The 11,688-nt window shown below is 68.2% G+C and carries 10 protein-coding genes and 2 pseudogenes; 8 read left to right on the top strand and 4 right to left on the bottom strand.

What is annotated here, in order from left to right; translation table 11 throughout:
- A partial coding sequence (locus tag ACZ7IB_RS47750; protein WP_470921528.1) for a hypothetical protein occupies positions 1–214 on the bottom strand: 214 nt, incomplete at its 3' end.
- Between the two features lie 680 nt (positions 215–894).
- Positions 895–2,016: a tyrosine-type recombinase/integrase gene (locus tag ACZ7IB_RS47745; protein WP_470921526.1), complete on the bottom strand. Its 1,122-nt coding sequence runs from the start codon at positions 2,014–2,016 to the stop codon at positions 895–897.
- Positions 2,017–2,226: 210 nt separating this feature from the next.
- Between ACZ7IB_RS47745 and ACZ7IB_RS47740 the strand changes: the two genes are divergently transcribed.
- Both ACZ7IB_RS47740 and ACZ7IB_RS47735 read left to right on the top strand, forming a co-directional pair.
- Positions 2,227–2,937 (top strand): IS6 family transposase, encoded by a 711-nt coding sequence (locus tag ACZ7IB_RS47740; protein ID WP_470921530.1) that lies wholly within the window; start codon positions 2,227–2,229, stop codon positions 2,935–2,937.
- Between the two features lie 136 nt (positions 2,938–3,073).
- The gene (locus tag ACZ7IB_RS47735; protein WP_470921524.1) at positions 3,074–3,301 is read left to right on the top strand and encodes a recombinase; all 228 of its coding nucleotides are present in this window, start codon (positions 3,074–3,076) and stop codon (positions 3,299–3,301) included.
- 334 nt (positions 3,302–3,635) lie between these two features.
- Here the strand turns inward: ACZ7IB_RS47735 and ACZ7IB_RS47730 are convergent, their stop codons facing one another.
- Positions 3,636–4,106, bottom strand: coding sequence for a tectonin domain-containing protein (locus ACZ7IB_RS47730; RefSeq protein WP_470921522.1), 471 nt, complete (start codon positions 4,104–4,106; stop codon positions 3,636–3,638).
- A 313-nt stretch (positions 4,107–4,419) separates the two neighbouring features.
- Here ACZ7IB_RS47730 and ACZ7IB_RS47725 point away from each other — a divergent pair, with 313 nt between their 5' ends.
- The 6 genes and pseudogenes from ACZ7IB_RS47725 (at position 4,420) to ACZ7IB_RS47700 (ending at position 10,876) form a co-directional block, all read left to right on the top strand.
- Positions 4,420–4,803, top strand: coding sequence for a hypothetical protein (locus ACZ7IB_RS47725; RefSeq protein WP_470921521.1), 384 nt, complete (start codon positions 4,420–4,422; stop codon positions 4,801–4,803).
- A gap of 107 nt (positions 4,804–4,910) precedes the next feature.
- Positions 4,911–5,195 (top strand): annotated as a pseudogene (locus ACZ7IB_RS47720) (hypothetical protein); the annotation flags it as partial.
- A 511-nt stretch (positions 5,196–5,706) separates the two neighbouring features.
- Positions 5,707–5,852 (top strand): annotated as a pseudogene (locus ACZ7IB_RS47715) (IS6 family transposase); the annotation flags it as partial.
- 392 nt (positions 5,853–6,244) lie between these two features.
- A complete protein-coding gene (locus ACZ7IB_RS47710; protein ID WP_470921520.1) occupies positions 6,245–7,540 on the top strand; it encodes an MFS transporter in 1,296 nt (431 codons plus the stop codon).
- Positions 7,541–7,579: 39 nt separating this feature from the next.
- Positions 7,580–9,361, top strand: a complete 1,782-nt coding sequence (locus ACZ7IB_RS47705) for a glycoside hydrolase family 3 protein (RefSeq protein ID WP_470921519.1) — start codon at positions 7,580–7,582, stop codon at positions 9,359–9,361.
- Positions 9,362–9,418: 57 nt separating this feature from the next.
- Entirely contained in the window at positions 9,419–10,876 is a 1,458-nt protein-coding gene (locus tag ACZ7IB_RS47700; RefSeq protein WP_470921517.1) for a carboxylesterase/lipase family protein, read from the top strand.
- A gap of 22 nt (positions 10,877–10,898) precedes the next feature.
- Here the strand turns inward: ACZ7IB_RS47700 and ACZ7IB_RS47695 are convergent, their stop codons facing one another.
- Complete coding sequence (locus ACZ7IB_RS47695; RefSeq protein WP_470921515.1) at positions 10,899–11,585, bottom strand: TetR/AcrR family transcriptional regulator; 687 nt, start codon at positions 11,583–11,585, stop codon at positions 10,899–10,901.
- Positions 11,586–11,688 lie beyond the last annotated feature (103 nt).

Raw genomic sequence — 11,688 nt, 5'->3', positions numbered from 1 at the left:
TCGCCCCTCCCACGCCTGTTCGCATCGTCCGGGCCCGCCGCATCACCACCCTGGACGGCGAGGCCGACACCCGGGTCCTCGACGCCATCGAGGCGACCCGCGCCGCCCACCCCGAGCGCGGATCAACCACCGCATCGAGCACTGCTCCCCCGTCGACGAGAAGCTGGTCCAGCGGATCCGCGCCGCCGAGGTCACCCCGTGCCGTTCGCCGCATTCGTCCACGGGGGGGGCTCCAAACTGCACCGCTACCACAGTGACGCGCGCGCCGCACGGGTCAGTGACCACCGCTCCTTTCTGGACGCCCGCGTCTTCGTCGCGGGCTCGTCCGACCACCCGTCGGGTTCCCCTTGAGCCGCTGCTCGCCCTCCAGACGATGGTGACCCGGCGTACCAGCGGGGGCGATGCCCTCGGCGCCGGCAGGGCCCTGACGGTCCGTGAGGCTTTAAGCGTTTACACCATCGCTTGGGCGCGCCACAGGCGAGTCCCAGCTCAAGGGCCGCGGACGCATTGCAGCAACCGGGGCTCTCACTGCTCGCCCTGTCCTTTTCTGCCTCGCATACGAAGCGAACCACCGCCGAATGGCACCAAGATCCGGGCCATTCCCGGACCACCTCGCCCACGAGGAACGAAAGATTCAGCGTTTCCGCTGGTCAGCGACATGCATGACGTGTACCACCAGCAGACGAAGAATCTACTGGTGAGCTACTCGCCGAAGAAGCTGGGCTTCTTCTAACGGCATGGAAAAGGGCGCCTGAGCTGGGGAAACTCCCAGCCAGGCGCCCTTCATTGCCCGCAATCAAGCAGTAAGGCGAAATGCTCGCTTGCTCCCAGTTCGCCCCACTGTCGCCCACGCCCTGACCAGCTGGTCCGGAATATATCCGGACCAGCCTGCACCTAACTCGGCATCCGCGTCGCCTCCCAGTGGTTCATCGAAAGCTCGATCATCTGGTTGGCACGGTCACGTGTTCCAGCCAAGAACTTCGCGTAATAGCGGAAGAGCACCTGGATGCTCTGCCCTGCCCTTCGCGCGCACTCGGCAGGGTCTACACCGGAGGCCAGCCAGAACGAGATGCCAGCGTGGCGTAGGTCATAGGGCCGCTTCGCGAGGTTCAACGCGTGTTCGTCCACCGTGAGGACGGCCTCTCTGGCACGGTTCCACGTGATGTTGTAGGCGGAAGTGTCGATGTAGTTGCCTGCCGCGTTCTGAAAAATCCGACCGTCGGGCGCCACACCGAAGCAGGCAATGTGATCGCGGAGCATCCTGACAAGGATGGGCGGGATAGGGACAGGGCGGGTGGCCCTTGCCGCACGACGCTTCAATGAGTGGATCTCATGGACAGCGCCGTCGTCCGTCCAGTCCCTTCCCGCTGTGACAACCCCACCGTTGAGGTTGAGTAGCCCCCAACCGGTTACGGGAAGGCGACACTGGGACTTCTTGAGATGGATCACCTCCGCCGGACGCATCGCGGCGTAGTACATGCAGGCGAAGAAGGCGTACAGGTGAGCTCCTCGTCCCGGCAGTTGGCGTATGACTTCCAGCAGCCGTGCGACCTGGTCGGGGTTCGGTACGCAGTCGGGATCGACTGCGTCGTCCACCTCGGGAGCCGTCCACCGCAGGCTGACGAGCGGGTTGTGGGTGAAGTACCCCTTCTCCACAGCCGCAGCGAAGACCTCGTTGATGGCGGCCTTCTTCCGCTTCGTCGTCTTGGCTGCGGCGACAGTCCCGTCCAGCTTCCGGCACAGTGCGTCGAGCCCTCGACGCAGCACATCAGGGTCCTCAAGTTCACTGAGGGGCAGTGACTTGCGCTCAAGCCAAGCCAGCGCGGCCCCCCACTCTTCGCGAGGCTCGTGTACCCAGGCGTTCTTGTTGAGTGCCCACGAATACACCGCCCTGCGCAGCACACGGGGGTCGTGATAGACAACTCCCTTGTCCACGAAAGCAACGGTGATCGTGGCCAGAGCCTCGGCGATCGTGCGTCGGGTATTTCCGGGCGTGCGCTCCCAGCGCGTGTCCATGTACTCCCGGGCCACGGTGTACCAGGTCCGCTGCCGCAACTCGCGCAGCTCGGATGCCGGCAGGCCCGTCTTCGGGTCGAACGGCTCGCCCTCACGTGCGGCGGTTATGAGCTTTGCCCTGCGACTCTCCGCGAGGGCGCTGTCACGTTGGCTGACAGGGTGGGAGGATCCTCGGGCTGATCACGGTGGAGGGGGTCGTCCGTGGAGGGCATGTCGCCGTCGTACAAGGGGCACCGGTATCCGGTCGAGGTGATCTCGCACTGCGTGTGGCTGTACTTCCGGTTCCCGCTCAGTTTCCGTGAGGTCGAGGAGCTGATGCTGGAACGCGGCGTGATCGTCTCGTACGAGACGGTCCGCCGCTGGTGCCTGAAGTTCGGTCAGCAGTACGCCAACGGACTGCGCAGCCGGCGGCCCCAGCCCGGCGACAAGTGGCATCTGGACGAGGTCTTCATCAAGATCAACGGTGAGCAGAAGTACCTGTGGCGGGCTGTCGACCAGGACGGCAACGTGCTGGACATCCTGGTGCAGAGCCGCCGGGACACGGCTGCGGCCAGGCGCTTCTTCCGCACGCTGCTGACCAAGACGGGCGGGGTGCCGCGGGTGATCGTCACGGACAAGCTCCGCTCCTACGGCGCGGCCCACCGCGAGGTCATGCCCTCCGTCGAGCACCGTTCCCACAAGGGCCTGAACAACCGGGCCGAGAACAGTCATCAGCCCACCCGGCAACGCGAACGGGCGATGAAAGGCTTCCGCAGCGTGGGCGCCGCGCAGCGTTTCCTGTCCGCGTTCAGCGGCATCTCACCCCACTTCCGGCCCCGCCGCCACCTGATGACCGGCACCCAACACCGCGCCGAAATGACCGTCCGCTTCACCATCTGGGAGCAGATCACCGGCGTCACCGGCCGGCCTGCCGCCGCCTGAGCCCAGGGCCGGCACCCGGCCCCACCACACCTCGACACACCGTCAGACACCCGCACACCCAACAACGTGACAACGCCCCAGACAGAGCCCTGACGCACATCAAGATCAGTTCGGTTAAGCCTGCATCCGCTGCCCCATGCTCCAGGTCAGCCCGAAGATGATCAGTCGGCTCGATGACCTCGAAACCGACCTCATCACCCGCCGGGGCCGCGCCCAAACCGAGGGCTGGGCCGGTGAGATCGAAGGTCTCGACCTCACCCTCCAACTCCTCCGCGCCAAAAGGGACGACACCCACCGCCGGGCACAACGCCCGCTCATCGACCTCGGTGTCCCCACGCCCCGCATGAAAACGGAGGATCAGTGAAACCCGGCTATCCGCGGCAGGCAATCGTGATGATCTCCAGACTCGAGCGACAGTGGGTGCCCGTTCAGGCTCCGCGGGCTATCGCTGACCACCAATGTGGCGAACTATTCGCCGCGATGGACCGCGACCGAGTCCAGCTGGAGTTCCACGTCTCTTCCGGGGCCAGGGCGAGATGAGCGGGCCGGTGGCGCCAGACCGACCGGTATGGCGCACCCGCCGTCGTAAGTCGCGACCTTTGACCTATTGGGCGAAGAGCGAAGGCTGCGTGACAAGCCACAAGAGGTCCCCAGTCGGGACGGACTGGGGACCTCTCGCGTGCCGTTGCCAGCGCGGCTCAGCCTGGCTGGTCTCCGGTGTACCGGAAGATCTCGTGGCCGGCGTTGACGCCCCACACGGTCCCGTCGGCACCCGCGCCGATGTCGCTCAGGACGCCCGGGACCTTGTCCCACGGGCTGGCGTCGTTGTTGGTGTACCGGTAGATGCCACCGGCCACGTCGACGCCCCACACATTGGTCCTGGACCCGGCAGAGATCCGGACCAGGCTCCCGGTGATCTTCTTCCAGTGGTTGGGGTCGCCCTGGTCTCCGGTGTACCGGAAGATCTCGTGGCCGGCGTTGACGCCCCACACGGTCCCGTCGGCGGCCGCGCCGATGTCGCTCAGAACGCCGGGGACGTTGCGAAACGGGGTGGCGTCGTTGTTGGTGTACCGGTAGATGGCACCGGCCACGTCGACGCCCCACACATTGGTCCTGGACCCCGCCGAAATCGCCGTGAGACTACCGGAGATCAACTTCCAATCAGGCATACCGAACTCGCTCCTTTGCGCCTCGGACGTTGCATTCAAATACTTGGCGAGCGGTAGATATAGCCAAACCGTCCCACCTATCAGCGAATCATTTAAATGATCCAGATATCGACGTTTAGGGACTGGTCATCCCGGAGTGCAGGGCGCGCGGGCGGGCAGTCCGGGAGCCGCTTGACCGGAAGCGTGGTACCTCAGATGGCGGATCGACGTGACGCGCGGTCTGTGTAGCGGCGGTCATGGCATCGGCGGCATCTGGGCCTTCGGGCTGTTGGAGAAGTGACACTCTCACCGGTCCGTCACTCGACCGTATGAAGTGCAGAGAAGCAGCGACTGCTGGAAGGCCGCCCGTGACGGCGACAGCACCAGCAGGGAGGAATGGCTCGCCACGAAGCGCGCCGAGAAGCAGGCGGCGAAGGCGTGGGCGGAGCAGTTCGATATGCCGCCGCTCGAAGGTCCGGCCAAGGCCCTTGTCTGGGGCGAGCGTTCACGCCACCACCTGGTGACCGCCGCCCACACCGCTCTCGTCATCGAGGGGAGCTGGGACGACGCCGACTGGATGGTGATGGAGGAGAAGGTCCGGGCCGTCACACGCGCCGGGTGGTGGATCGACCAGCGTGACGCCGAGGGCGCTGACCTGCCCGAACTCCTGGATGCCGCGACCGATGGCGACCGTGGTTCCGAAAACCCGTACCGGTAGCAGGGCGTATTTATAGCCGACGATCCCCGGTTAGAGAAACCGGGGATCGTGAAGACCATTGAATCCTCCCCACCGCCACCTCGTGCCGTTCGCGGAAGGACTCATCTGTGCCCGAAGCCGCCCCCCGTCCCCCGTACGTTCCCGCCGACATCCTCACCCCCGAACGTGACATCACCCACCAGCACTTCCGTCCTGGTGACCAGATCGCAGTTCTCAAGGGCGTGGCCGGCCGGACGCTGTGGGGGGATGCCATGACGGTCGTCACCCCGTCATGGCACACCCCGACCGATCAGGACGGGTGGCGGCTCCGCAACCCCAACGGCGGTCAGCGCTCCTACATCACCGGTCATCCCCGCTATCTCATCCACCGGTCGCGGCGCTGCCCGGACTGCAGCCACATGAGCGTCCCGGTGCGTATCCACCCCGAGAACCACCTCCCCCGTTGGCCGGCGTCGACGGGCACGCGGGGCAGGGGACGTACTGGACGTGTTCTGTCTGGGCATACCCGTTCGCCTTCCGGTCCGATGGCTCATCGCGTTGCCGACACCGGGCCGCGTCGGGCGGTCAGAATTGTGATGACGCCTGATTGATCGGCAAGCCCCTATCGAGACACACCCCGCCAGCCCGGCACCGACAACGCACCACCCCCGGCCCACAGCCGACGCTGTGTGAGAAAGACACCCCAGTCAAACCTCTCATGAGTCAGACCCCGGACCCAGGACAGCACCCACCAACTCTCCCGCCCAACACGACACATCACCAGCTGTGTTCAAACCCGACCGATGTCGGCGACCATTTGCCAACTGGCGCCCGCTGACAACAACGAGTGCACGGAACGGCACTGTCACGTTGGCTGACGGGTGGCGATGATCTTCGGGTTGATCATGGTGGAGGGGGTTGTCCGTGGGCAGTACGCCGCCGTCGTACAAGGGGCACCGGTACCCGGTCGAGGTGATCTCCCACTGCGTGTGGCTGTACTTCCACTTCCCGTTGTCATTCCGTGAGGGGAGGAGCTGATGCTGCAGCGCGGCGTCATCGTCTCCTATGAGTTCGCCCACGATGTGCGTGGCCGCACTCACACCCGGGGCACGGCCTCCTCGGAGTGCGGCTGCGCGCGGCACGCCCCCACTGGCGGGTCAGCTCTGAACCAGACGGTCAGACGACGGAACGGCGCCATGAAGGCTCGCCCAGGTCGAACGCGAGGGCGGCGACCCGAAGGCGAAGGCCCAGCCCGCCGGGTACCGACCTGGATCACCCCGAACACCCGACATGGCGCACACCACGGGCGTAACCCTCGCCACATCGAGCAAACCTAGCGCCCACTCGGTTTTCGTGCTTTCCTGTGCTTGGCCCGCAGGTCGAAGGCCTCGCCCGGCCCGCGGCTCAGGCGCACCCCGCCCCCTCTCGCCCCGCAGGGGCACGGCCACCAAGGAAGTTGGTCATGAGCACATCCGAGACCCGGCACACGTCTGCCTCCCCGCGGAACGTCGTCACGGACACAGCGCAGGACGCAGCGCAGGACACGCCGCCGGCCGGACGCCGCGCCAACCTGGGCGGGCTGCTCTCGCTGCTCGCCGTCGGCAACATCGCGATGTACATGGTCTACATGGGGGTCGGGCAGGTTCTGCTGCCGCTCCAGGTGGAGGCCATCGACCCGGCGGACAAGGTCGCCAACTTCGGTCTGGTCTCCGGCGTCTCCGCGATCTTCGCGACGCTCTTCAACCCACTCGCCGGTGTCCTCTCGGACCGATCCCGGCGGCGAAATCCCTGGATCCTCGGCGGCGGCATCGCGGCCCTGGGCGCGCTCGCGCTGTTCGGTGCGATGAAGTCGATCCTCCTGGTCACCATCGGCTGGTGTCTGGTGCAGGCGACGATGAACGTCTACCAGGCGGCCATCACCGCGGTCGTGCCCGACCGGGTGCCGGTCGAGCGCCGCGGGCTCGCCTCGGCGACGGTGGGCATCGGCATCCCGGTCGGCTCGATGGTCGGTGTCGCGCTGGCCACCATGTTCGTGCCGCACGACGTGCCCACCGGGTATCTGGTGCTCGGCGCGGTCGTCGCGGGCGCGGCGGTGCTGTTCACCTCGCTGGCGCGGGAACGGAAGCTGCCCGAGCAGGACACCGTGCCGCTGGGCAGGCAGCTGGCCGCGTTCGCGGCGGCGCTGCGGGTGGCGGACTTCCGGTGGGCGTTCGTCGGCCGCTTCCTGCTGACGCTCGGCTACTTCGTGATCGTGGTGTACCAGCTGTACATCCTCCAGGACCACATCGAGCTGCCGAAGGGCCTGAGCCCGACCGACGCGATCGCGATCATGACGCCCGTCAACTCGATCGCGATGCTGGTCGCGACGGTCGCCGGCGGTGTCCTCTCCGACCGGATCGGCCGCCGCAAGCCGTTCATCGCGGCCTCCTGCGCACTCACCGCGGCCGGCATGGTGGTGCCGCTGGTCAGCCCGGACTGGACCGGCATGCTGGTCTTCTCCGTCATCAACGGGCTCGGCTTCGGTTGTTTCATGGCGGTGGACACCGCCCTGGTCACCCTGGTACTGCCGAGCGCGGAGGACGCCGCCCGCGACATGGGCGTGCTGAACATCGCCAACGCCGGCCCACAGATCATCGCCCCGTTCATCGCCTCGCTGGTGGTCGGCGCGTTCGGCGGCTACGACGCCCTGTTCGTGGTCGCCGCCGTGGTCACCGCCCTCGGCGCCCTGTCCGTCATCCCGATCCGCAGCGTGCGCTGACCGTCCCAGCCGGACCGGTCCCCCTTTTTGGAGAACCACATGAGCACCACCCCCACCCCCCGTAACGACGGCCACCCCTACCAGGACCCGTCCCTCCCCACCTCCGCGCGCGTCGCCGACCTCGTCTCCCGGATGACCCTGGAGGAGAAGGCCGGTCTGCTCTTCCAGACCATGCTGACCATGCACCCCGACGGCCGCCCGGTCGAGGCCGGCGAGGATTCCATGGCCCCCACGGACACCACCGGCATGGTGCGCTCCAAGCTCATGAGCCACTTCAACCTCTTCGGCACCGCGGGCCCACGCCAGATGGCCGAATGGCACAACACCCTCCAGGAGATGGCCGCGAGCACCCGTCTCGGCATCCCGGTCACCGTCTCCACCGACCCCCGCCACTCCTTCACCGCGAACATCGGCGCCTCCATCGAGGCCGGCGCCTTCTCGGTGTGGCCCGAGCCGACCGGCCTGGCCGCCACCCGCGACCCGGAACTGGTCCGCCGCTTCGCCGACGTCGCCCGCCGCGAATACCTCGCGGTCGGCCTCCGCGTCGCCCTGCACCCGCAGATCGACCTGGCCACCGAGCCCCGCTGGTCCCGCCAGATGGGCACCTTCGGCGCGGACGCCGCACTCACCGCCGAGCTGGTCCAGGCGTACGTCCTCGGCTTCCAGGGCGAGCATCTCGGCCCGGACAGCGTGGCCACCATGGTCAAGCACTTCCCCGGCGGCGGCCCACAGAAGGACGGCGAGGACCCGCACTTCCCGCACGGCAAGGAGCAGATCTACCCGGGCGGAATGCGCGAGCACCACCTGGCCCCGTTCAAGGCGGCCATCGCGGCCGGCGCCTCGCAGATGATGCCGTACTACGGCCAGCCGATCGGCACCGACTGGGAAGAGGTCGGCTTCGGCTTCAACAAGGGCGTGATCACAGGGCTGTTGCGCGAACAGCTCGGCTTCGGCGGCATCGTCTGCACCGACTGGGGCCTGCTCAACGACGAGCCGATCTTCGGCGAGATGCACCAGGCCCGCGCCTGGGGCGTCGAGCACCTGACCGTCGCCGAACGCGCCGCGAAGGCGATCGACGCGGGCGCCGACCAGTTCGGCGGCGAGTCCTGCCCCGAGGTGATCGTCGACCTGGTCCGCTCCGGCCGCCTCTCCGAGGACCGCATCGACCGCTCCGTACGACTTCTGCTGCGCGAGAAGTTCGTCCTCGGCCTCTTCGACAGCCCGTACGTCGACCCCGACGCGGCCGAGGAGATCGTCGGCAACAGCGAGTTCCGCGCGGCCGGACAGTCGGCCCAGCGCCGCTCACTCACCGTCCTGGTCAACCACGAGCGGACACTGCCGGTTGTCGACAAGCGTCCGAAGCTGTACGTCGAAGGGCTCGACGCGCGGGTCGCGGCCCGGTTCGGCGAGATGGTGGACGACCCCGCGGACGCGGACCTCGCGGTGCTGCGCCTGTTCACCCCGTACGAGTTCCGGGAGAGCAAGTTCGAACAGCTCTTCCACTCCGGGCGCCTGGCCTTCACCGAGGAGGAGCTGAAGCCGGTCCTGGACCTCCTCGACGCCGTACCGACCGTCGTCTGTCTGAACCTGGAGCGGCCCGCCGTCATCCCGGAGATCGCCGAGCGGGCGGCGGCGCTGATCGTCGACTTCGGCGCGAGCGACGAGGCGCTGCTCGACGTGGCGTTCGGGCGGGCCAGGGCGGAGGGCCGGCTGCCGTACGAGCTGCCGCGCTCGATGGCCGCTGTCGAGGCGTCCCGGTCCGACGTGCCCCACGACACGGCCGATCCGGTCTTCCCCTTCGGGGCCGGACTGGACCTCTGAGACGCTTCGGACACCCGGACCCCCACCCTCCGCCCCACAGAGCAGGAGTCACCCCTGATGACCACCGGCCCCACCGTCCTGACCAGCAGCGGCCCCGTGCGCGGCGAGCGCCGCGAGAGTGGGGTGCGGTTCCTCGGCATCCCGTACGCCGCACCGCCGGTCGGTGAGTTGCGGTTCGCGGCTCCGGCTCCGCCTGAGCCGTGGACCGAGGTGATGGACGCGACGGCGTACGGGCCGACCGCTCAGCGCCGTCCGTTCGGCGAGGTCACGACCATTCCCGAGCCGACCGTTCCGGGCGAGTCGATCCTCAACCTGAATGTGTTCACCCCGGACGTCGCCTCCCCTGCCGGGAGCGGTCTCCCGGTCCTGGTGTGGATCCACGGCGGCGGTTACGTGGCCGGTTCGGCGGCCAGCCCCTGGTACGACGGGGCGGCCTTCAACCGGGACAGCGTGATCGTGGTCTCGTTCGGTTACCGGCTGGGCATCGAGGGCTTCCTGCACCTGGCGGACGCGCCCGACAACCGTGGCGTGCTCGACTGGATCGCGGCCCTTCAGTGGGTGCGTGACAACATCGCGGCCTTCGGCGGCGACCCGTCCAAGGTGACCGTCGCGGGTCAGTCGGCGGGCGGCGGCGCGGTCCAGACACTGCTCGCGACGCCTGCCGCGCAGGGCCTGTTCCGGGGCGCGATCTCGGTGTCCGGAGCGGTGATGCAGCCGCAGGGGCGTGACATGGCGCTGACCATCTCCCGCCTGTTCACCGAGCGGACCGGAGTCCCGGCGACCGCCGCCGCGCTCCGCGACAAGTCCGACGACGAACTCCTCGCCCTCATGGACGCGTTGAACGCGCCCGGCCCCGAGCGCGAGTCGCTGCCGCTGGTCGTCCTCGCCCCCTTCGCCGACGGCGAGCTGACTCCCGCCCCGGTGATGGACGCTCTCACCACCGGCGACGCAGGCACCGGCATCTCGCTGATGCTCGGCTTCACCTCCCACGAGTTCAACCTCATGCCCGCCCCGGACGGCGGCGAGGAGATGCTGCGCGCCGCACTGGCCGCCATGGGCCTGGACCCGGACCGCACCCAGCGCTTCCTCGACCTCAACAAGGACACCCCGGGCGCCCTCCTCGGCCAGGCTGCCACCGACACCACCTTCCGCGCCCCCTCCCTCGCCATCACCGAGGCCCGCGCAGCCCGCCAACTCCCCACCTGGCTGTACCAGTTCGAGTACACGTCGACCGCCGCGATCTACGCGGGCCTGGCGAGCCACTGCCTCGACCTGCCCTTCGCGTTCGGCCTGGCCGCCGACGCCGAAGGTGTCACCGCCGCTCTGGGCGAGAACCCGCCGCAGCGCCTGACCGACGCCATGCACTCCGCCTGGGTCGCCTTCGTGACCGATCTCGACCCGGGTGCCGGCTGGCCGCGCTACACCACCTCACAGCGCTCCACGATGATCTGGGACGCCGAACCGCACACCGAGTCCGACCCCCTGGGCCCGGTCCGCGAGATCTGGCTGGGCTGACCCGGACGGCGAGGCGGGCCGGTCAGCTCTCCGACCGGTCCTCCTCGCCACCGGACCGTTCCGGCAGCCCCGCCCCGTCCACCGTCACCGACCGCAGCAACCGGTCGAAGTAGGCCCGCAGCCGCCCCACCATGTCGTACGTCTCCGGGGCGAGCGCCCACTGCAGCTGCAGCCCGTCCATCACCGCCGCGATCTCCGCGGCCAGCGCCTCCGGGTCGGTGTCGGGCTTGACCTCACCACGCTCGACGGCGTCCCGGAGCTCCCTGCCGATCTCCTCGATGACCATGCGGTAGCGGCCGACGAAGAAGTCGTGCGCGGGGTGGCCCCGCTCGCCCGCCTCCCCGACCAGCGAGTTGAACATCTTGGTGCGGCCCGGCCGTTCGGCGTTGTACGCCGCGAGGCCGAGCAGCGTCTGAAAGGTCTCGACGGCGGACTGCGGCTCACGCGCGAAGAGCCGCTCCCCGCCCTGCTCGTCGGTCCGCTGCAGCACCGAGATCAGCAGATCCTCCTTGCTGCGGAAGTGGTGCAGCAGCCCACCCTGCGTGATCCCCACGTCCTTCGCGATCCGCGCGAGCGACGAGGCATGGAACCCCCACTGCGCGAAGTGCTCGACAGCGGCGTCCAGAATCCGGGCACGGCGCTCGTCACCCACGGCGTAGCTGCCACGAGCCGCGGTTCTACGGGGCTTTCCATCCTGCGTGCGGTCCATGCGGACCACCTTAGCCTTGATCCACCGAGGTGGTTTGAGAGTGGTCTTTTGATCGGTTTGGGGGCGGGTGGCCGGGTGAGGGCAGGTTGTGTCCGCTGGTCTG

This window comes from Streptomyces sp. NPDC037301 (assembly GCF_055602785.1).
The sequence above is the reverse complement of the archived record's forward strand: the minus strand, read 5'-3'. Positions and strand labels throughout refer to the sequence as shown.

Coding starts and splice junctions, on each gene's coding strand:
- ACZ7IB_RS47730 (WP_470921522.1), bottom strand. CDS start 4,106: ATGCCTGATTGGAAGTTGATCTCCGGTAGTCTCACGGCGATTTCGGCG.
- ACZ7IB_RS47735 (WP_470921524.1), top strand. CDS start 3,074: ATGCTCCAGGTCAGCCCGAAGATGATCAGTCGGCTCGATGACCTCGAA.
- ACZ7IB_RS47700 (WP_470921517.1), top strand. CDS start 9,419: ATGACCACCGGCCCCACCGTCCTGACCAGCAGCGGCCCCGTGCGCGGC.
- ACZ7IB_RS47695 (WP_470921515.1), bottom strand. CDS start 11,585: ATGGACCGCACGCAGGATGGAAAGCCCCGTAGAACCGCGGCTCGTGGC.
- ACZ7IB_RS47710 (WP_470921520.1), top strand. CDS start 6,245: ATGAGCACATCCGAGACCCGGCACACGTCTGCCTCCCCGCGGAACGTC.
- ACZ7IB_RS47745 (WP_470921526.1), bottom strand. CDS start 2,016: ATGGACACGCGCTGGGAGCGCACGCCCGGAAATACCCGACGCACGATC.
- ACZ7IB_RS47740 (WP_470921530.1), top strand. CDS start 2,227: ATGTCGCCGTCGTACAAGGGGCACCGGTATCCGGTCGAGGTGATCTCG.
- ACZ7IB_RS47705 (WP_470921519.1), top strand. CDS start 7,580: ATGAGCACCACCCCCACCCCCCGTAACGACGGCCACCCCTACCAGGAC.